General features: G+C 30.0%; 18 protein-coding genes and 1 tRNA gene. 2 read left to right on the top strand and 17 right to left on the bottom strand.

Annotation, left to right across the window (positions count from 1 at the left end; translation table 11 throughout):
• Position 1: 1 nt before the first annotated feature.
• The 8 genes from bumS to AJ930_RS00325 form a co-directional block, all read right to left on the bottom strand.
• Positions 2-1,213, bottom strand: a complete 1,212-nt coding sequence (gene bumS, locus AJ930_RS00360; RefSeq protein WP_070274664.1) for a butyrate sensor histidiine kinase-like phosphatase BumS — start codon at positions 1,211-1,213, stop codon at positions 2-4.
• On the bottom strand, positions 1,210-1,869 hold the full coding sequence (locus AJ930_RS00355; protein WP_002870873.1) for a sulfite exporter TauE/SafE family protein: 660 nt from the start codon (positions 1,867-1,869) through the stop codon (positions 1,210-1,212). The genes bumS and AJ930_RS00355 overlap by 4 nt, the downstream gene beginning before the upstream one ends.
• Entirely contained in the window at positions 1,866-2,984 is a 1,119-nt protein-coding gene (carA, locus tag AJ930_RS00350; RefSeq protein ID WP_070274663.1) for a glutamine-hydrolyzing carbamoyl-phosphate synthase small subunit, read from the bottom strand. The genes AJ930_RS00355 and carA overlap by 4 nt, the downstream gene beginning before the upstream one ends.
• Positions 2,984-3,535: a DUF507 family protein gene (locus AJ930_RS00345; protein ID WP_002851269.1), complete on the bottom strand. Its 552-nt coding sequence runs from the start codon at positions 3,533-3,535 to the stop codon at positions 2,984-2,986. Before AJ930_RS00345 ends, carA begins: the two co-directional genes overlap by 1 nt.
• A 92-nt stretch (positions 3,536-3,627) precedes the next feature.
• Positions 3,628-4,146, bottom strand: a complete 519-nt coding sequence (locus tag AJ930_RS00340) for a MotE family protein (RefSeq protein WP_070274662.1) — start codon at positions 4,144-4,146, stop codon at positions 3,628-3,630.
• A complete protein-coding gene (locus AJ930_RS00335; RefSeq protein ID WP_002880459.1) occupies positions 4,139-4,567 on the bottom strand; it encodes a flagellar export protein FliJ in 429 nt (142 codons plus the stop codon). The genes AJ930_RS00340 and AJ930_RS00335 overlap by 8 nt, the downstream gene beginning before the upstream one ends.
• Positions 4,564-5,814, bottom strand: coding sequence for an adenylosuccinate synthase (locus AJ930_RS00330; RefSeq protein ID WP_002862151.1), 1,251 nt, complete (start codon positions 5,812-5,814; stop codon positions 4,564-4,566). The genes AJ930_RS00335 and AJ930_RS00330 overlap by 4 nt, the downstream gene beginning before the upstream one ends.
• A gap of 28 nt (positions 5,815-5,842) precedes the next feature.
• Positions 5,843-5,940: transfer RNA gene (locus AJ930_RS00325), tRNA-Sec, on the bottom strand.
• A gap of 139 nt (positions 5,941-6,079) precedes the next feature.
• Here AJ930_RS00325 and yedE point away from each other — a divergent pair.
• Both yedE and yedF (AJ930_RS00315) read left to right on the top strand, forming a co-directional pair.
• A complete protein-coding gene (gene yedE, locus AJ930_RS00320; protein ID WP_070274661.1) occupies positions 6,080-7,288 on the top strand; it encodes a selenium metabolism membrane protein YedE/FdhT in 1,209 nt (402 codons plus the stop codon).
• 3 nt (positions 7,289-7,291) lie between these two features.
• Positions 7,292-7,519, top strand: a complete 228-nt coding sequence (gene yedF, locus AJ930_RS00315; protein ID WP_002867050.1) for a sulfurtransferase-like selenium metabolism protein YedF — start codon at positions 7,292-7,294, stop codon at positions 7,517-7,519.
• Between the two features lie 71 nt (positions 7,520-7,590).
• Here the strand turns inward: yedF (AJ930_RS00315) and AJ930_RS00310 are convergent, their stop codons facing one another.
• The 9 genes from AJ930_RS00310 to ccaA all read right to left on the bottom strand — a co-directional run bounded on the left by AJ930_RS00310 (position 7,591) and on the right by ccaA (position 22,267).
• Positions 7,591-9,120, bottom strand: coding sequence for a type I restriction-modification system subunit M (locus tag AJ930_RS00310; RefSeq protein WP_070274660.1), 1,530 nt, complete (start codon positions 9,118-9,120; stop codon positions 7,591-7,593).
• Positions 9,117-9,644 carry a restriction endonuclease subunit S gene (locus tag AJ930_RS09910; RefSeq protein ID WP_083263140.1) on the bottom strand — a complete coding sequence of 176 codons (528 nt, stop codon included), beginning with the start codon at positions 9,642-9,644 and terminating at the stop codon, positions 9,117-9,119. The genes AJ930_RS00310 and AJ930_RS09910 overlap by 4 nt, the downstream gene beginning before the upstream one ends.
• 2 nt (positions 9,645-9,646) lie before the next feature.
• The gene (locus AJ930_RS09905) at positions 9,647-10,312 is read right to left on the bottom strand and encodes a restriction endonuclease subunit S (protein ID WP_083263139.1); all 666 of its coding nucleotides are present in this window, start codon (positions 10,310-10,312) and stop codon (positions 9,647-9,649) included.
• Positions 10,305-13,268, bottom strand: coding sequence for a type I restriction endonuclease subunit R (locus AJ930_RS00300; protein WP_070274659.1), 2,964 nt, complete (start codon positions 13,266-13,268; stop codon positions 10,305-10,307). Before AJ930_RS00300 ends, AJ930_RS09905 begins: the two co-directional genes overlap by 8 nt.
• 73 nt (positions 13,269-13,341) lie before the next feature.
• Entirely contained in the window at positions 13,342-14,811 is a 1,470-nt protein-coding gene (putP, locus tag AJ930_RS00295) for a sodium/proline symporter PutP (protein ID WP_070274658.1), read from the bottom strand.
• 17 nt (positions 14,812-14,828) lie between these two features.
• A complete protein-coding gene (locus AJ930_RS00290) occupies positions 14,829-18,317 on the bottom strand; it encodes a proline dehydrogenase family protein (RefSeq protein WP_070274657.1) in 3,489 nt (1,162 codons plus the stop codon).
• A gap of 130 nt (positions 18,318-18,447) precedes the next feature.
• Entirely contained in the window at positions 18,448-19,470 is a 1,023-nt protein-coding gene (selD, locus tag AJ930_RS00285) for a selenide, water dikinase SelD (protein ID WP_083263141.1), read from the bottom strand.
• 10 nt (positions 19,471-19,480) lie between these two features.
• On the bottom strand, positions 19,481-20,053 hold the full coding sequence (yedF, locus tag AJ930_RS00280) for a sulfurtransferase-like selenium metabolism protein YedF (RefSeq protein ID WP_002867054.1): 573 nt from the start codon (positions 20,051-20,053) through the stop codon (positions 19,481-19,483).
• Between the two features lie 111 nt (positions 20,054-20,164).
• Positions 20,165-22,267, bottom strand: coding sequence for an aspartate chemotaxis receptor CcaA (gene ccaA, locus AJ930_RS00275; RefSeq protein WP_002862158.1), 2,103 nt, complete (start codon positions 22,265-22,267; stop codon positions 20,165-20,167).
• Positions 22,268-22,371: the final 104 nt, after the last annotated feature.

Below are 22,371 nucleotides of genomic sequence, written 5' to 3'. Positions count from 1 at the left end.
TCTACTCTACCCTCTCTTTTAGTTTTAAAAATACCTCAAAACAAGCCCCATCTTTTCCATTCTTAACTTTTATTTTTCCTTGGAAACTTTCAATAATTTGTCTACTTATATAAAGTCCTACTCCTATACCCTGACTGGGATGTTTTGTTGTAAAATAAGGTTGAAAAATTTTATCTAAATTTTCTTTATCAATCCCACCAGCATTATCTTTTATTGTAATTTTCAGATAGTTTTTTCCAAATTTTGAAAAATTTATTGTTATGATTTTCCTTTTTTTGTTTTTAAATGCCTCTACTGAATTTAAAATCAAATTAAGAAAAACTCTTATTAAACCATTCTCATACGCCAAAACTTCATAATCACTTTTCGAAACAATATTAATATTTACATGATTTTTTTCTATAGTTTCAAAAGCAATTTCTAAGGCTTTATTTAAAGTCTCTTTTATAAATACACACTGCTCTACTCCTTTGTTAAACAAAGTTCTAAACACATCAATTGTTTCTGACATATTTTTAATCATATCTTTTGATTGTGAATAAATTTCAGCAAATCCTTTTTCATCTTTAAGATTTTGCTTCATTTGAAACATGGCAATACCAAGCTCATTTAACGGTTGTCTCCATTGATGTGCTATATCACTAATCATTTGTTCTAATGAAGATTTCAAAATCTCTTCATATGCTATTTTAATATCTTTTTCATTTTTTTCCAAGGCAATTTTCATTTTTTTCTCAAATTTTTTACCTAACTGTATAAATTCTTGTTGGTGATTTTTAACTGTATTTTCAAGATTAATACTTAATTCTCTTAATTTAGCGTGATTTAGAGCAAGCTCTTCATTAAGCTTAAAAGAATTACTGACATCATGAGAAAGCGCTACTATTTCTATTAATTCATTATTTTTATCCAATATGGGGATTAACAAAGTTTCAAGATAGAAGGTTTTGCCTAATTTATCAATATTTTTAAAAATAACCTGATAAGGCTTTTTATATGAAAGATCTTTTAAAAGCTTCTCAACATAACATTCATCAACATCTGGATGTTTAAATATTGAATGTTTTTTTCCTATAAGCTCTTTTTTGCTATATCCACTTATTTGACAAAGCTTATCACTGACAAAAATTAAATTTCCTTGCACATCAGCTCTTGAAAAAATTGTATTTTTTTCCAGAGCTTTAAAAAACTGATCTTTAAAAAAATCTTTCATTGAAAAGCCTTAAAACCTATATAGGCAAGATTTATACCGTAACAAACAATAATGCCATACGATAAATAATTAAACAAATTTTTCAAAAAATCACTAAAAAATTGTGAAATTTTAGAAAAAAATAACATCGCAGGTAAAGTTGATATTCCAAAAATCATCATTACCAAAATACCTTCAAAAATATTTTGCTTACTTATTGCATTGGCTATAAAAAAATACACCAATCCACAAGGAACAAAACCATTTGAAAATCCTAAAAATATAGCTGATTTTAATCCTTTAAAATTTTTAGATTTTTTAATAATTTTCTTTACAAAACTATCAAAAAAAACATTATTTTCAATAAAAGATAACATATTGCCTCTAAAAATAAGAGCAAAACCCAAAATCATCATAAATATACCAAGAATAAAAAATGACAAACTTTGAACCTTAGCATTGATTGCCAAGATATTCCCAAAAGTCCCAAAAATTATCCCTAAAACAATATAAGCAAAAATTCTAAACAAATGATAAATAAAAGTTAATAAAAATAAATTATTGCTTTTTGAATTTAAATTTATAAAAAGTAAATTAAAACCACCACACATAGAATAGCAGTGTCCAAAACTAGATAAAAAAGCAACGCTGATAATAGCTAAAAAATCTATACTCACATCAAATTCATAAATTCTTTAAAAATGTACTTACTTTCATGAGGACCTGAAGAACTTTCCGGGTGATGTTGCACTGAAATAATAGGATAGTCTTTATATCTTACTCCTTCAGCATTATCGCCAAATAAATTTCTATGAGTGATATGAGCCACTTGAGCTAATTCTTCTGGAACATTATAATTATGATTTTGTGCGGTAATTTCTACCGTTTTTGTATCAAGATTGATCACAGGATGATTTGCTCCATGTTGTCCAAATTTCATTTTATAAGTTTCATATCCAAAAGCATTACTTAAAAGCTGGTGACCTAAGCAAATTCCAAGCATAGGAATTTTAGCTTCTGCAAGTTTTTTAATCTCTGCAATCTCTTGTTTTAAAATCCTTGGCTCACCTGGACCATTAGAAAGAAACACGCCTTGAATTTCACCTTTTTTATACAGAGTAATCAACTCATCTGCTTTAACATTATATGGATAAACTTCTACTTCAAAACCTACTTCTACAAGTTCATTTAGGATATTTGTTTTAACACCATAGTCTATAACAGCAACTTTTTTCTCACTTCTTTTAGCATCATTAAATTTTTGAAAACTAGCGTTCCAAACACCTTGTTTATGAGAATAATTTTTCTTAGTGCTAACTTCTTTTACAAAATTTACTTCATCAATTTTTGCTGATTTTTCTAAGGCGATTTTTAAATCTTCTTTATTTGAAATTTTAGTTGAAATTACAGCTCTTAAATTGCCATTATTTCTTATCATTTTTACTAGATATCTCGTATCAAGTTCATAAATTCCTATTTTTCCATGTTTTTCAAGATAATCTTGCAGACTTTCTTTAGCGCGAAAATTTGAAAAACTGGAACTTAATTCACGCATTAAAACACCGCTTGCAAAAATTTCCTTACTTTCATTATCATTTTCATTGGTTCCCACTATACCAATTTCTGGCATGGAAAATACGATAAATTGCCCTGCATAAGAAGGATCTGAAATAATTTCTTGATATCCTGTTAAAGAAGTGTTAAATACAAGCTCTCCAAAAAAAGTACCGCTCTTTCCAAAAGCCTTAGCACTTAAAAAAATATCATTTTCTAAATAAATATAAGCCTTCATTAAAACATACCTTTTTTTCTAAGCTCTTCTTGATAGAGTTTTTCAAAGATAAGATCGTATTCTTCACTACCTGGAATAGGTTTTGTTTTATAATTGCTAATTTTCTCATAAACCTCATCTTCAAGTTTTTCATAAATTTTAAGATAAGACTCTATGCTTGAAAAGATTAAATTTTTAACTCTATTTTCGCTCACTATAAAATTAATATAATCATTCTCTACAAGTTCTTCTAAAATTTGATGCGCTAGATGATTATGTCTATCTTCAGAATCTAAAATCACATTAAATTCGGGAGCTAACTTTTTCTTCACAAGCCAAAACATATTTTTACGATCTACTTGCATAAGTTCCATTTCATCTTCTTGTTGCTCTAAAAGTTCTTTTACTCTTTCATCTAATTTTCTTTCATTTAGAATATCTTTCTCTAAAACTTCTATTATACATACCTTAAGCTTTTCTAATTGATCTTTAATTTCTACAAAAGAAGAATTAGCTATATCTAACATCATTTTATTTGCGATATAAGGAATATGTGGTAATTTTATACGCATCTTGAAAACCTTTTATTTAATAATGTTTGAAATAATAGCTTATTTTTGGTAAAAGAATGTTAAAAATGAAAAATTTTCATTCTTTTAATCACCTAATTACTAGTATTATTATCTAAATTTTTCAAAAGCAAAGTAAGCTCGCTAGCTTTTTTTGGATCCATTTTAGATAAAACACCTGAAATTTTACGTGATTCCAAAGAAAGCATTATTTTGCTTGCATCCTCTGCATCCATTTGACTTAAAACATCTGCAATGGCTGCATCTTTCATTTGGGAATAAATTTCTTTAACCCTACCTTGAGTTTTATCATTGATTGAATTTAAAATCTTTTGTTGCTCTTCTATAAGCCTTGCGTTTTCAAGCTTTAATTCTTCAATTTTTGCCAAAGTTGCATTAACCTCAGCCTCTTTTTTTTCTAAATTTTCAAGCCTTTCTTTTTGCAAAGCTTCAAAAGAGGCTTTATAAGCTTCTAAAGATTGTCTTGCTTCATCAAATTCTCTAGTTTGCAATTCAATTTGAGCTTTTCTAGCTTCAAAATACTGCTCACAATCTTGTTCAGCTCCAAAAACTACACTTGAAATAAAAACTAACAATATAATTTTTTTAATCATCTTTTTCCCCTTTGAAAAAACGACTGATTGCAATTTCATCTAAAAATTTTTCTTCAGCCTTCGCAAGTTCTTTTTGTTTTTGTTTAATTTCTTCAGTTTCCAAAGCCTTCATTTTTTCATAATCTAAATGCGCTTTTTGATATAAAAACTGATAATGATTCATTTCTTTTTTAGAAAGTTCTACTTTCTCCTTAGCTCTTGCCAAAGCCTCGCGTCCTACTTGCGCCATACTTAAATTTGATCTTAACTCTGCTATAGATCCTGATTTTGGCAATACGCCTAAACTTTCACACTCTTGGCGTGAAAGTTCATAAGCTTTTTCATGTTCAAGCTGTCTTTGTTTGGCTTGATTAAGATTTGATTCTGCTTTATCAAGTTGTTGTTTTCTTACTTTTACAACAGAATTATATTTACTTTTCATAAGATGATAGTATCATCTCTTTCAGGGCTAGTGGAAATATACTTTACTTTAACCCCTGCAAGCTCTTCAAGTCTTGCTATATATTTTTTAGCATTTTCTGGCAATAAATCATAATCTTTTATACCAAAAACTTTATCCCAACCATCCATTTCTTCATAAATAGGTTGAACATTTTCTAAATCACTTGGTATATAGTCGATTTCCATGCCCTTATATTCATAAGCACGACAAATTTTTATCTTTTCAAAACCATCTAAAACATCAAGCTTCATCAAAGATAAAGCATCAAGACCATTAAGCCTTGCTGTATATCTTACAGCAACTGCATCGAACCATCCGCAACGTCTTTTACGTCCCGTGCTTACGCCAATTTCTTTTCCAATTTGCGCAATTTTTTCTCCATCTTCACCCTTATCCTCAGTAGGAAAAGCTCCATTTCCCACACGCGTTGCATAAGCTTTTACAATACCTATAATATTTCCCGCTTCTTTAGGATTTAACCCAAGTCCTGTTAAAGCACCTGCTGAAATAGTACTTGAACTTGTAACATAAGGATAAGTTCCATGATCAATATCAAGCATAGAGCCCTGAGCTCCTTCTAAAAGCACTCTTTTATCTTCATCTAAAGCCTTCCAAAGCATTCTTGTAGTATCTGTAATATAAGGAGTTAAAATTTCATTAAAGCGTTTTAAATCAGCAAGCAATTCTTCAGCACTTGGAATTTCAATTTCAAGCATTTCAAAAAAAGTTTTATTAGCTTCAAAATCTTTCATCAAAGCCTCACAAAGTCTTTGTGGTTCTAAAAGCTCTCCAACTCTATGTCCTGTACGATTAATCTTATCTGCATAAGAAGGTCCTATACCCTTACCTGTCGTTCCTATAGCATTTTTACCTTTGAGTTTTTCTTTTGCAATGTCTATTAAAGAATGATGTTTTAAATTTAAATGAGCTCTATCGCTGATATATAATCTACCTTTTAAATTTTCAAATTGAGCCATTTCAGCAATCAATACTTCAGGAGAAACCACAACTCCATTTCCGATAATATTAATACATCTTGGATGCAAAACTCCACTTGGCATAAGATGAAGCGCATATCTTACACCATTTACCCAAATTGTATGTCCTGCATTGTGTCCACCTGCACTTCTGCAAACAAAATCATAATTTTCACATAATTTATCAACTACCTTACCTTTTCCTTCATCGCCCCATTGAATGCCGACAATAATATCTGCTTTGCTCATAAAAATTTCCTTGATTTTACTTTAATATTGGCGAGAAGATGAGAGAATCGAACTCCCCAAAGAATAGTCAACTATCCTTTCATCTGATTTGAAGTCAGTGGCGATCACCAGATACGCTAATCTTCCAAAGCGACAATTATAGCGATTTTTAATGAAAAACAAAATAAATTTATCAATATTCTTTTTGACTTCATATTAAATTTAAGCTATAATCTCACTCTTTTTTAGCATCAAGTTTTGATGATTACATTTTTAGGATCTTTCTTTGAATTCTTTTAAACAAAAATATTTAATCAATTTTTGGGACAATTCCCGTTCTATGATTGCACTTGGAATTTTAAGCGCAGTGTATTTTGGGATTTTTGGTGGCGTTTGGGCTGTTACTGGAGAAATGACGCGTTGGGGCGGTGAATTTTTAGAACTTTTAGGTATGAATTTGAATGGATATTCTTATTACCAAAAGCAAAATTTAAACGAAACCCCTTTAACAAGAACTGATGGTATTATGCTCATAGGTATATTTATAGGTTGTTTAGTAGCCGCACTTTTAGCTAACAAAGTCAAATTTCGTCTACCTGCTAGCAATATAAGAATTTTTCAAGCAATAGTAGGTGGAATTCTTTCAGGATACGGAGCAAGACTTGCATTTGGATGTAATTTAGCTAATTTTTTTACAGGTTTACCTTATTTTTCTTTACACACTTGGCTTTTTACTGTTTTTATGGTTTTAGGAAATTATCTAGGAGTGAAAATTTGCAACACTTCCTTTTTTAAACCTAAAGCTAAATTAGAACGGGTAAATAAAGAAAACTTGCCGTTAAACAAGCAAAGTTTGCGTACAAAATTATATTTTAACTTAGGCATATTGCTTTTCATGACCTTTTTAGTTTGGGTGTTTTATCTTGTTTTTACAAATGGCAATATCAGCACACAAAACAAACAAAGTCTTCTAGCTTTAGCACTGATTTTTGGTTTTGTTTTTGGCTTTATTATTTCTAGAGGACAAATTTGTTTTACTTCTTGCTTTAGAGATTTATTTTTATTTGGTAGAGATAATGCTATAAAAGGCGCATTAATTGGCATGATTATCGCTTCTTTAATCGCTTTTGCTTTTATCTTGCAAGGTCATACTAGCAAACTCATAGAACTTTCTCCTGCTGTAGCTGTGGGAGCATTTTTGTTTGGTTTTGGCATAGTTTTTGCCGGAGGTTGTGAGTGTGGTTGGGCTTATCGTGCCTTTGAAGGGCAAAGTCATTTTATGATAGTAGGAATTGCAAATATAATAGGAACTATGATTTTAGCTTTAAGTTATGACTTTTTACCCAAGGCTCTTAAAGAAGGTATAAAAATCAATCTTTTAACTGAATTTGGAAATTTAAATGGATTTTTTATCAACCTTATTTTATTCATCTTAATGTTTGCTTTTGTGGTATTTTATAAAAAACACTTCTTTAAAAATCAACTTAAAGGATAAACAATGAAAATTACTTATAGTTTAAATTTGCAAGGTGAAGCTTGCCCTTATCCTGCTATAGCAACACTTGATGTCTTACCTAAGCTTCAAAGTGGAGAAATTTTAGAAGTACTTTGTGATTGTCCACAAAGTATCAATTCCATACCTCAAGATGCAAAAAACCGTGGTTTTAAAGTACTTGAAATCGACCAAAGTGGACCCACACTAAGATTTTTAATCCAAAAGCCTTGAAAATATTAATTTTTAAGCTTTAAAAAATAGTGAGAATATTCATCTAAAATTATTCTCACTCTAAACCTTAATCATTCAAGCTCACGCACCAAATTATCAATTCTATTTCTTAAAACACTTTGGCGTTTTACAATCTCTTCTATTTCTTTATTTAGTGCTTTTATGTCGATTATCTCTCTTGTATCTTTTGCTTCTACATAGCTTGATACGCTTAAGTTATAATCATTTTTTGCGATCTCTTCAATGCTTACAAGCTTAGTTAAATGTGGCACTTCTTTTCTATCTTTATAAAGTTTTAAGATATTTTCTAAGTTTTCCTTGCTTAGCATATTTTTATTAGTTACTTTGATAAATTCTTCATTTGCATTGATAAATAGTGTATTTTTATCAGTTTTATTCTTTCTAAGCACCAAAATACACACCGCAATGCTTGTGCCAAAGAAAAGATTTGGTGCTAGAGAGATCACACAATCTACAAAATTTTCTTCTATGATGTATTTTCTTATCTCTTTTTCTGCTCCACCTCTATACATTACCCCAGGAAAGCAGACAATCGCTGCACTTCCTTTCTCACTAAGCCAAGAGAGTGAGTGCATCACAAAAGCCAAGTCAGCTTTTGAAGTGGGTGCTAAAACCCCTGCTTTGTTAAATCTCTCATCATTGATTAAAAGTGCATTGTCTTTGCCCTCCCATTTGGTACTATAAGGCGGATTGCTAACTATTGCATCAAAAGGCTCTAGCTCTTTATGATTTTCACTAGGATTTATCAAAGTATCGCCGTTTGCGATATCAAAGCGTGTGTAATTTACATCATGTAAGAACATATTCATTCTAGCAAGGTTGTAGGTAGTGATATTGATCTCTTGCCCAAAATAGCCCTTTTTAGGATCGCTTTTTAGTGATTTTTTGTATTGCAAAAGTAGCGATCCACTCCCACAAGCAGGATCGTAGACTTTATTTGGCTTAGCATTATTATACAAAGTAATTTCTACCAAAAGTTTGCTTACTTCTTGTGGAGTGAAAAACTCTCCCCCGCTTTTACCCGCATTACTTGCATACATTGTCATTAAAAACTCATAAGCATCACCAAAAGCATCGATCTCATTTTCATTATAGTGCAAATCAAGCTCACTTATTGTTTCCATAATCTTTAAAATCTTTTTATTACGCTCTTTATTATCCGCTCCAAGTTTATTAGAGTAGAGATCCAAATCATCAAAAAGCCCTTTAAAACTTTTTTCGCTCTCACTTCCACTAGCACTAGATTCTATCTCTTTAAAAACTACACTTAGTTTTTCATTTAAATTTTCTAATTTTGCATTTTTAAATATATTTGAAAAAAGATGGCTTGGCTTTATAAAAAATCCTTTAGCATTAATGATTGTATCTCTACCATTTTCTGCCATCTCATCGCTTAAATTTTCATAATCTTGCTCAAAAGATTTTAAAACATAATTTTTTAGATTCTCGCAGATAAAATAATAAAATAAAAATCCCAAAACATAACTTTTAAAATCCCAGCCATCGACACTTCCACGCAAATCATTTGCGATTTTCCAAATGGTTTTGTGTAATTCTTCTCTCTCTACAACGCTTTTCATATGGCTTCCTTAAAAGTTAATAATTGATTTCTATAGTATTCATACTGCTTTTTTCTTGCTTCTATCTCTGCGGGGATTCCACTTTGTAAATCCGTGGTAAGTGCGTGGAATTGATCTAAAATATTTACAATTTTTTCTTGTGTTGCAAGGGGTGGGATTGGGATTTGGAAACCTGTTAACATTTTCATTCTTAAAGATGATACAGATGAGCTAACAGCAGTTTTCATAATATAATCATAAAAATATGCTTTCATATAAAAATAGACAAATTTAGGACTTATAGAATCTTGCAAAATATGGATTCTATATGCTCTTTGATGTAGTGCATATTTGCCTTGTATAAAATGAATAATTTTACCCACACCTACACCATCTCCAGAAGTTATAATTGCTGTCTCATCAAATTCATATCGATTAATGCGTTTAATTTCTTGAGATCTTGTATAGAATGGATATATTCCATTCATCTCTTCATCAACACTATTGCTACCACCTGTGCTAATCTCACATACTTCGCCTAGCATTTTTAGCTCATACCCCCCCCATTAGTTTTTAGATACTCAAAAGATAAAAGCTTGTTGCGATAATACTCATATTGACGGCGGCGGGCTTCTAGCTCTGCTTCTAGCTCTGCTTCTAGCTCTGTAAAAGTATCTAAAATCTTTACTATCTCTTCTTGAATTTCAAGCGGCGGAATTGGGATTTGGAGATTTTTCCACTTGGGTTGAGTTAAACCAAATCTAGTAATTCCTTGTGCATTTTTTAAAATTTGTTTTCGCAGATTCTCAGAATCAAAACAATATCTCAAAAAATAAGGATTAATTTGTCTATTGAAAATCCTAAAACGCATAATATGATAACTATAACAAACATTAGGCATATCTTCAATTGCAACAGAAGCAAAACCAATTTCATTAATATTCTCAGACGATGGAGTAATAAATAAATCATTTTTTAAAATATTACATTTTTGTATTTCAGCTTCTGAGGCAGTTACTTTCATTGAAGGAATATTTTTATTAATATAGTGATTATTCATCACATCTAAAAAATTTAAAAGAAAAACTTCTTTTTGGTTTTCTCTTATTTTTTTATCAACTCCTGTATTTGACAACTCCCCAATTTCCCATAAACTCTTAAACTCCACGCCATTAGGACAAAGCTCATTTAATAATTTTTCTATTTTATTCATTCTCTTCCTTTTTAAGAAAAACTACAAATTTATCAAAAAAACTCTTAAGTTTATTAATGATTTGTTGTCGTTTTTCATCATTTCCTTCACTCTTTGGAGCAAAAGGATTAATAAGCGGTAAAAGTCTTCCTATGCCCTCTCCTTTATCTTGGAAGAAATTTAGCCCAAAGGCTTCATCTAAATATTCTTTTGTCAAATATTCATTTAGATTTTCGTCTTCTATGATTTTTTGTAATTCTTGCTCTTTTTTTCTTTGCATAAAACTTTCAAAAAGGCTTTTATAATCGCTATTTTTATTATGATCAATCTCATTTAAAAACCCTTCGATTAGCTCTTTTTTATCCCTTAGGCTTGGGTTTGAAATAATGGTTTTTAAAATATTTTCTTTTGTCTTTTCTTTGGAATCTTTGTGATACTCTTCAAGCAAGAACAATATAAAGTCTACATTGATCTCATTTTGTTTAATCAGCTCGATTTCAAAGATTAAATCATCATTGATATTTTCTTTTTCTTTCTCTTTTCTTAGAGTGTTGTAAAGCTCTAAATAATGGCTTTGATAATCTTGCTTATCTCTGATGTTTAAAGGGTTTTTAAATTCATCAAAAAGATTTAAAATATTTTCTAGTTTTAAAATTTCATTGAAAATTTTGATGAATTCTTGTTGCTCTTTTTGCTTTTTTAATGGAAAATTTAAAAGTTCAAATTTTTGTTTTAATGCATCCACTAACGCACTATATTTTTCAAAATAAAAAGCAAAATTTTCTAGCAAAACAATGCTTGATGCTTTTTCATCACCAAACATTTTTAAGCTTTCATTTGTGGCATTTTCTAAATCCCTAAAACACACGACATTACCGCAATTTTTTTGCTCATTTAAGATTCTATTGGTGCGTGAAAAAGCCTGCAATAATCCGTGGTATTTGAGATTTTTATCCACATAAAGAGTATTGATCGTTTTAGAATCAAAACCTGTTAAAAACATATTAACAACTATAAGCAAATCTAGCTCTTTATTTTTAAGCTTTTGGGATATATCTTTATAATAATTATCAAATTTTTCTAAGCTAAAATCACTTTTAAAATAGCTATTATAATCTTTTATCGCATTACTTAAAAACTCTTTTGCACTTTGACTATCACTTGCAAACTCATCTAAATCTTCATTTTGTTCATAAGAGTAAATAATGCCAACTTTTAAATCTTGTTTGTTTTGTTTTAATTGTCTGCTAAATTCTTCATAATATTTTTTGGCAAAATCCACACTAGCGGTAGCAAAAATAGCGTTAAAACCTTGCACTCTTTGATTTTTAAGCATATAAGCGTTTTGTCTTTTGGTATGACGATTAAAATTCTCTAAAATATAGCTTGTGATTTTTTCTATTCTTTCATCATTTAAAAGGCTTGATTCTCTATCAATGGTTAGAATTTTCTTATCTGAATTACTTTCAATTTGCTTCATTGTAGAATGATAACTTACTTTAAAAGGTAAGACATTTTTATCTTTTATTGCATTTAAAATCGTATAGGAATGCAAACAAGCACCAAAAGTGCTTTGCGTGGTTTTAAGCTCTAAATTTTTATCACTATTAACAAAATAATTTTTGCTAGCATTTTCTTCAAAAATCGGCGTGCCAGTAAAACCAAAAATATAGTATTTTTTAAATTTTTTGATAATTTGTTCGTGCATTAAGCCAAATTGACTTCTATGGCATTCATCAAAAATAAAGACGATTTCAGAATCAAAAATGCGAGAATTTTCATATTTTTGCACGAATTTTGAAAGCTTTTGAATTGTGGTAATGATAATTTTCTCATCTTCTTTTGTGCTTTCTATGCGACGCTTTAGCTCATTGGTATTTTTAGTGGCATTAGCTGCACCTTTTTCAAATTTATCATATTCTTTTTGCGTTTGATAGTCTAAATCTTTCCTATCTACAACAAAAAGCACTTTTTGAATAAAGTTTAGTTTTGTGGCTAAAATCGCTGTTTTAAAGGAAGTTAAAGTCTTTCCGCTTCCTGTGCTATGCCATATATAGCCCCCTGCTTCTACACTGCCATAATGTTTGTGATTATGGGCGATTTTAATTTTATCTATAATCCTCTCACTTGCTGCGATTTGATAAGGACGCATAATAAGCAATTCATTATCTGCATTAAAAACACAATATTTTGTAAGGATATTAAGCAAATTTCTTTTAGCTAAAAAGGTTTTTGCAAAGTCTTCTAAATCTTCGATAATATTGTTTTTAGCATCTGAAAAACTCATACAAAAAGCATAATTATCGTTTTGTGATTTTTTAGCTTTGTGCTGGTTTGTGTTGCTATAGTATTTAGTAAGTGTGCCATTTGAAATAATAAAAATTTGCACAAATTCATAAAGTGCATTGCCCTCTAAAAAGCTTTCTTTTTGATAACGCCTGATTTGATTGAAAGCTTCTTTTAGATTCACCCCACGCCTTTTTAGCTCAATATGCACTAAAGGCAGTCCATTTACTAAAATGCTAACATCATAGCGATTTTTAAATTCTCCATTTTCATTTTTTAACTGCGAGATAACTTGAAGGTGATTATTAATAGGATTAACTCTATCTATCAAAATAATATTTTTCTTGCTTCCATCTTCTTTTTCAAGTGTAAGTGTAAAACCATCACTTTGAAGCATTTTAGTTTTATCTTCAAAAGTTAGCTTAAGATTAGTGATATTTTGCTTATAAAAACTTTCCCATTCTGTCGGTGAAAAAGAGATATTATTAAGCCTTTGAAGTTGTAATTTAAAATTAGATTCAAGATCGTTTATATGGCTTAAATTTAATCGCTCATAGCCTTGAAGTGTAAGTTCTTTAATAAGAAATCTTTCTAAATCCTCTTCGCTTTGATAAGCTTTTGGCTCTTTTGGTGTGAATTTATATTCTGTAATAATAGTAGTGTTGTCATTTTGCGTCATTAAATCATTCATAAAAAAACCTAAAAATATAATTTAGGAAATTATACACAATTATCCCTACAAAAGTAGGGATTTTTAGAGATTTTCAAAGCTCTTTTAACATCCTTTCATAAGCAGCTTTAGTTCCTGAGCGGACATTAGTAAGTAAACTTGCAATAATAATCACCACCGAAGCTGCTAAAAATCCTGGAACTATTTCATAAAGACCCGAATTTGCAAAATTCTTCCAAAGTACCACAGTAGCAGCTCCTGTTATCATACCTAAAATCGCTCCTACTCTTGTCATCCTACTCCAAAATAAAGAAAAAAGCATTACAGAACCAAAAGAAGCTCCAAATCCAGCCCATGCATAAGAAACTATACTCAAAACACTTGAATTTTTATCAGTAGAAATCAAAAACGCTATTACAGCTACTAGTAAAACACCTAATTTACCTAAATTTAATACAACATGACTTGGCGCATCTTCTCTAAAAATCTTTTTATAAAAATCTTCTGCTATAGTAGAACTTGAAACCAGCAATTGTGAACTTGCCGTACTCATAATAGCCGCTAAAATAGCACTGAGTAAAATACCTGCTATCCAAGGATTAAATAAAAGTTGCGACATCACGATGAAAATCTTTTCAGGATCTTGCAAACTTAATTCAAATTTATACACATAAGCTATACCCAAAATACCTATCATACAAGCACTTAAAAGACAAACCGCCATCCAAGCAATACCTATAAAAGTGGCCATAGGAATATCTTTAGTAGAACGAATCGACATAAAACGCACTAAAATATGTGGTTGACCAAAATAACCCAAACCCCAAGCAAGTGCAGATATAATGCTTATAACTCCTACTCCTTCGCCCATAGATAAAGCTTGTGGCTTTATTTCTCTTACTATATTCATCGCTTCACCAAAGCCACCTAAATGATAAAGCATAACCAAAGGCACAATGATTAAAGCCATCATCATTAAAAGCCCTTGTATCATATCCGTCCAACAAACTGCCTTATATCCACCTAAAAAAGTATAAGCAACAATAATAATCGTTCCAGTAGTTAAAGCATAATCATATCTGATACCAAAAGTACTTTCAAAAAGTTTTGCTCCACTTACAAGCCCTGATGAAACATAAAAGGTAAAAAATATCAAAATTACCACCGCACATACGATGCGCAGTATATGTTTATCATCATCAAAACGAGTTTCAAAATAATCAGGAATAGTCAAAGAATTTGCAATCACGCTGGTATAAATTCTAAGTCTTTTTGCCACAAAAATCCAATTTAAACTAGCTCCTATAGTAAGTCCAATTGCAATATAAGAATCTATAAAACCACTTACATATAAAGCTCCTGGTAAACCCATTAAAAGCCAACCACTCATATCAGAAGCCCCTGCGCTAAGTGCAGATATCACAGGCCCCATAGTACGCCCACCTAAAAAATAATCTTCTGAATTTTTATTTTGTTTATAAAAATAAAAACCTATATAAAGCATCAATAAGGCATAAACTACAAACATCACTGCTATTGGGGTATTAATTTGAACTACTTCCATCAATCTCTCCTTAATTATTAAGATATTGCTCTAATGCCTAAATTTCCATAGCGATGAAAAGATATACTTAAAGCTTTTTCATTAAAATAATTTAAAAGTTCAAAACGACCATTTAACAATGGCTTTTCTCTTATGATGATTTTAGCAAGCTTTGCAGCCTCTTTATAAATCTCATCATTTACATCTGGCTTTGCCAAATAACGCACTCTTTCATATTCTTTAATACTCTTGATAAAATTTTCTTTATTTTCTTTTAAAAATAGTACTTTTGCTCCTATACTTTGAACAATTTGTTCCATCATACTAATATCTTGTTCATCATAACTAATACTTAGATCAATATTTGCAATATTTGCACCTAAAATCACCCCTAAAACATCTTTTAAGCTTTCATTTCCACAAAGTCTTAAAACCATATTCTTTATTTTAGTATAAGAAAAAAGATTATCTTCTCCACGAATATTGACATAATCTTTTGAAACACTAAACTCATTTTTATAATGATAAGCATAAGATTGAGACATTTTAATTAAATCGTTCATAAAATCTTGTGATTCTTTTAAATCTATTTGTGCTAATTTTTTTGAAAATTTATCTTCAATTAAATGATCATCAAAATCTTCTTGCTTAATCTCTAAAAATTGAGTGATATAATTATAAATTCCTACTTTTCTACCCAAACCTATAGCTGATTTTTTAATTCCACCAAAAGGTTGGCGAAGCACTATAGCCCCTGTGGTTGGTTTGTTGATATAAATATTTCCTGCTTCTATGTGAGTGTGAAAATACTCCCATTCTCTTTCATCTAAGCTTTCAAAACCTGCAGTTAAACCATAACCTGTGGAATTTACTATATCAATAGCTTCTTTTAAGTCTTTAGCCTTCATCACACTTAAAATCGGCACAAAAAGTTCATTCATATGGGTAAAATCACCCTTTTTAGTGCCGTATTTTATGCCTGGAGTCATTAAATAAGGATTATCCTTTAAAAACTTAGGTTTTAATGCCCATTCTTCATAAGGTTGTAATTCATCCAAAGCCTTTTGAACTTTAGAACTTGGCTTATCAGCTAAAGCACCTAATTTATTTTTAAATTCAAAAGGACTGCCCACTGCCATAGAACTTGCAGCATCCACTAAAGTCTTTTTAAATTCTTCATCATGATAAACCTCTTCTTCTAAGACTAGCAAAGAAGTAGCTGAACATTTTTGACCGCTATTGCTAAACGCAGAATGAATGATATTTTTAATCGCACTATCACGATCAGCAAATTTAGAAACTATAGTCGCATTCTTTCCTCCCGTTTCAGCACTTAAAAGCAAGGTTGGATTAGCTTTTAACATAGCATAAGCGGTATCCTCTCCTCCTGTAAGAATTGAAAATTTAATCGCTTCATCAACAAGTAAATATTTTGAAATATCGCTTCCTTTTGAAGGTAAGAAAATCAAAGCATCTTTTGGAATACCTGCATCCCAAAAACACTTACAAAGCATATAACCTGTTAGGGTTGAAAGTGAAGAAGGTTTATAAATCACCACATTACCTGCAGCTAGTGGTGCAGCTATAGTACCTACTGAAATCCCTATAGGAAAATTCCAAGGAGCTATGGTAACCCCTATGCCTTTAGGTGTGAATGTAACTTTTGGATTTTGCTTTTTAAGCTCTTCTAAAGAATGCGGATAAAACTCTATAAAATCAATAGCCTCACTCACTTCTGGATCGATCTCTAAAAAGGTTTTGCCCACTTCTAAAGCTGCCAAACCTATCAAATCCCCTCTTCTTTCTCTCATAAGTTTTGCACTTTTGGCTAAAATTTGATAAATTTCATCATGACTTTTTTGTATAAATTTGGAATTTTTAGCTACTTCTAAAGCTTGTTTGATTTCTTTTTCTCCGGCTAAATAAGCCTTTCCTATCACCCTATCTTCAATCTTATCTTTAACTTCTAAAACATTTAAATTTTCTGCTTTAAAATCAAGCTCACCTATGACAGGATAAACATCATAATCTTTTAAATTTTCATATTTAGCTTTAATTTCTTTAGCCCATACTCTATTTTGCGCTAAAATAAAATCCGTATCACTTTCGTTGCTAAATTTTTTACTTTCATAAGAACTTATGATATTTGATTCTTTATTTCTATCTTGCTTGCGATGTGTAATATTATCAAGAGTTTTTATGCCTTCTAAAGATTTTAAAAAAAGTTCTTTTTGAGCCTTCCAATTTTCATCTCCTACTTTAAGATTGAAAAAATAACGCATAAAATTATCTTCACTTGTATTTTCATCAAGGCGTCTTACAAGATAAGCAATGGCATTGTTAAAATGTGCTTCATCACAAACTGGGGCATAAAGGATTAAATCATGCATTTTAGATAATTCATAAGAACATTGCAAACTCATACCTTCAAGCATTTCAAAAGTAAAAGAATCTAAAGCACCCGCTTCACTTATGCGTGTATAAGCATAAGCAATCTCAAAGATATTATGACTTGCAATTCCTATGTTGATGTATTTATAATTATCTCCTTCAAGAATAAAATCAAGCATTTTATTATAATTGCTATCAGTATCTATTTTTTTGTAAAAAGTAGGAAGCTCCCAGCCTTTTTGAGATGCAATAGTTTCTTCACTTTCCATATTAGCACCCTTAACAAAACGGATCTTAATAGGCTTCATACCTTTTAAAACCCTCTCTTTTGAAAAAGCAAAAAGTTTTTTAAGATACTCATAAGAATCAGGAATATAAGCTTGCAAAACAATCCCCGCTTTAATATCAAATTTAGCCACACTTTCCATAAAAGCTGCGACAGTAAGTTCTAAATCTCTAAATTCTTCCATATCCAGATTGATAAATTTAGATACACCTTGTTTTTTCTCTTCTTCTAAGGCTAAAGCATAAAGATAATTTAGTCTTTTTACTACCTCTTCTTTGGAATAATCAAAATCTATAATATTAATTTGTGAAAAAATAGTAGTAATTTTTATGGAAATATAAGTGATATAACTTGATTTTAAAGCCTCTTCATATTTTTGCATACGATATTTACTCTCAGCTTCACCTAAAACCTCTTCGCCGATTAAATTCACATTTAAGGTAATTTTATCTTGCTCTTTTCTTTTCTTAATATGTGGTTCTAAAACACTAGGGTTTGCATCTAGAACCATAGCTTTAGTATCTTCTCTTAAATGTTTGACAAAAAAAGGTACACTTAAATTAGGAGCAAATTTGCCAAAATTTAAAAAGCTAAAAAGTAGGAATTTTTCAAAAGTGCTAAAAAAATCCGCTATGCCATATTTACTCAAAGTATATTCTATAAGCTCAAAACTTGCATTTTTATCTTTACATCTAAAAGAACGATCTAAAAGTTCTATAAGCATAACTTTATTTTTGGGATTATTAAGAAGTTTTTGCATTTTAGCATGAAATTCTTTTTCAGAATTTGAAATATTGGCTTCTATTTGTCCTTGCAATTCTTCAGCTAAGGTTAAAGCTTTTTGTATCATTTCGTATCTCCTAAGATAAAATAAATTTTAATAAATAATATATAAATAAGATAAAAAATAATATTTTGAATCATAGAAAATGTATAAAAAATGATAAAAAAAATTTTAATGGGTATATAAGTAACAAAAATTAAGAAATGATAATATCATTTTCTTGCTTATTTGCAACCTTAGCAATAATTTTAGCTTGAATATTTTCATCTTCTAGTTTTTTTAAACATTCTAAGGATTCTTTTTCACTTATAGAAATTAAAAGTCCTCCTGAAGTTTGCGGATCACAAAGTAATAATTTTTCTTCATTTAAATCAGGGATAAATTCTTTTATAAATTCTAAATTTTTATAAGCTCCAGCAGGAATTAAACCCATATTAAAATACTCTTTTACTCCATCTAAAAAAGGAAGTTCACTTTCAAAAATTTCAAAAGAAATATTTTTATTTAGCATTTCTTTTAAATGTCCTAAAAGCCCAAAACCTGTGACATCACTCATGGCACTTGGGTGAAATTTAAGAGCAATTTGACTGGCTTTATAATTTAACTCCATCATACTTTTAAGCATTATATCTAAATGTTTTTGATTTAGCATTTGTGCCTTTAAAGCTGTACTTAAAATTCCTATTCCTAAAGGCTTGGTTAAAATGATACAATCTCCAACTTTAGCCGTATTATTAGCAATAAATTTACTAGGATGTACTTTTCCTGTAACACTAAGTCCAAAAAAAATCTCAGTGCTTTCTATAGTATGGCCACCCACAACTAAAGCATTGCATTCTCGAACCTTATCATTTGCACCTTCTAAAAGCTCTTTTAAGATATTTAAATCATGATTACAAGTATCAAAACCTACTATATTTAAGGCATTAATCACCTCTGCACCCATAGCAAAAACATCGCTTAAAGCATTTGCTGCGGCAATAGCACCAAAATGATAAGCACTATCTACTATAGGAGTGATAAAATCAAGCGTTTGCACCAAAGCTAAATCGCGGCTGATTTGATATACGCTTGCATCTTCATTATTTCCGATATCACTAAGTAAGGCAGGAGTTTTTTGCATGAAATTTAAAATTGTTTTAAGACCACCCGGGCTTAATTTCGCTGCTCAACCTGCTGCTTTAACAAAATGGGTTAAATTTTGATTTTTATATTGCAGTGTTTTTCCTTTACAAAGTAATAATTTTTGCTTTACCAAAAAGCTCGTTTAAAATTTCATAAGCATTGCCTATATTTCCTATTTTAAGTTCTTTGCTTTTATTAAAAAATTCCAAACAAGCTCCGCAACTTATGATCTCAATACCTAAATTTTCAAGTTCTTTCATAGCTAAATGTGCTTTATGATTTTCATCAACATTGATTAAAACACTTTCATTTACGCAAAGAATTTTACTTGGAGCATGATCTAAATTTTTTAAGGTACTTAAAAATCCTACAAGTAAATTTTGTCCCAATTCGCCCTCACCCACTTTATCGGTTTTTAAAAATAAAACATTATAATCGTGAATATTTACTTCACTAGAATTAAAATTCTTTTTTTGCACTTTGATGCAAAACTCTTGTGCATTTTCATCTATAATAGGATTTAAATTTAAAGAGTTAAGAAATTTTACAACATTATTTTTTGAAATAATAGAATTTAAAACAATTTCTAAAATTTCATTTTCTTGAAGTTTTTCAAGAGCGTTTTTTGTTTCAACTATAGGCTGAGGACAAGAAAGATTGCGACAATCAATTTTCATTATTTTTCCTTGATATTAGCTTTGAAAAATAATATTATTTTATCACTTGTTTTGTGTTTAAAAATTTTAAATAATATAGAAAAAATTCAAAAGCTCAAAAATGAGCTTTTTTTAAAATCTTTTTTTATTCACATCTTCAAGAATTGCCGCAGCAATTTGATTGACTTCATTTGTTATATTATTGGTAACATTTGCAACTTCGACATTTTCCTTAGTTACAGTTTCAAGTTGTGCTATAGCATCGTTAATCTGTGTGATTCCTGCTGTTTGTTCTTTTACAGATTCTGCTACTTCATTTACGCTTTGAACAAGTATATTAATATTTGCCTCGATTTCAGATAAGGATTTTCCTGTTCTTTCCGCAAGCTGTCTTACCTCATCTGCAACAACTGCAAAACCACGCCCATGTTCTCCAGCACGTGCAGCTTCAATAGCTGCATTTAAAGCAAGAAGATTCGTTTGCTCAGCGATATCTTTAATCACATTGACAATATTTTTTATATCATCAGCTTGCGAAGCAACCTCAACTGTTTTTCCACTTACATTTTGCATAGAAGAATTAATCTCCTCTACAGCTGCAGCCGATTGTTCTAAAGAACTCGCTTGTGCATTAGAGCCATCAGCAAGTTTTTGCATAGAATTTTTTAACTCTTCTGACTGATTGGCTAAATCTTTAGCAAAATTTGAAGAAGCTACAAGCATCTTTTTAATTTCTTTACCTAAAATATTAGTTGTAATCTCAACTTCGCCTTTAGCATCAAGCACCTCTGTGCTAAAATCAAGCGCTTTATAACTATCAAAAACTCTATTAATTTCATTCATATTAGAACCAATTTTACTTTGCAAAACATCAAGCATTCTATTAAGAACATTTTTAAGTTCTACTAATTGAGGGTTTATAGGATTTTTAGTAATTCTTGCAGTTAAATTACCTTTTTCGATTTCTTTAGCAGTTTGCACCGATTCATCTACAGCATTTTGATCTTGCTCTAAAGATATTTGAATCTTTTCAATATTTTCATTTATGATTCTACCCATTGCCCCTAATTCATCATTGGCTCGAATTTTAATTAATTTAAGCTCAATTTTTTCATGATTTAAGAAACGGAAAAAAGATTCTAAAGAGTTAAGAATAATTGGTAATCTTGTTGCAACAATTTTTCTTACGCAATAATAAACCACTCCCAAAACAACAAAAATAAAAATAAAAGATGCGCTAATAATAATTAATTGTAATTTTTTCAAAGGTTCAAAAACTGAATATTTAGGGGCAGTTACCAAAACCGTCCAAGAGCTATCTTGCACTTTAAAACTATTAATCGCGGCATAAGAATCATCACCATCAAAAGCTATATAGTTAAAAACTCCATTTTTTCCTTCGCTCATAGCCTTATAAGTCTCTTGTGCGCCTTTGTTAGGATTGACATCTTTTAAATTTTTTAAAACCAAATTTTTATTAGGGTGAATTGCAACAAGACCATCTGAATTTAAAAGAACTCTTAATTCTCCATCATATTTTTGACTCTTGGGATCTAAAAGATAAGTAGCAATAGCCGAAAAATTCAAAGTCATACCGATAACACCTACAACTTGATTCTTTCGGTCAAATATAGGCATAGCAATATTTACAGCATCAAAATCTTGACCTTCTAAATTCATCCTAATAGGACGTCCTATATATACTTTATTTTCCCCATATTTTGCTTTTTTTAATATATCTTGCACAACTTGTAAATTAGCTATTTCATCACTAGCTTGTATTGCTTTTATCCCGCCTTTACTATCTTTTTCTTCATCAACATAAAGCATAACAAATTTTCCACTTTGAGTATTGAAAAATTTACTCTCCTCTTTAAAATATTCTGGCGGATCGATAAGATACAAATAAGTAAAATTAGAATAAGCACTATTATCAAAAGTATTGGTTATAATATTTGTTATACTGTCTATATCTAAATTTTCTTTTGAAGTTGATCTAAACATTTCTGTTAAAGTACCTGAAATACTTTTATTTAAAGCAATCATTTCCCCAAAAATTCCTTGAGTTTGGGTAGCATATTCTTTCGTGATAGAAGCTAGAATATCTTCTGTATTTTTGGTAATATTTTGACTTACTTGTTTTGTGATTAATGAAATTAGAATAATAAGCCCAATAACAACAACAGTTGCTACAGAAAAAATAAGTTTTAAACCTATATTTAAAGATTTAAACATCTTAATAACTCCTAAAATAAAATTTTGGATTTTATATTTTAACATATTTTTTAAAAAAATACTATTAATTAATTATAAAAATATTATGTATTAGTATTTTTTGA

Source organism: Campylobacter sp. BCW_6871 (assembly GCF_001762325.1).
In the GTDB taxonomy this organism is placed as follows: domain Bacteria; phylum Campylobacterota; class Campylobacteria; order Campylobacterales; family Campylobacteraceae; genus Campylobacter_D; species Campylobacter_D jejuni.
This window is presented reverse-complemented; position numbering and strand designations above follow the sequence as displayed.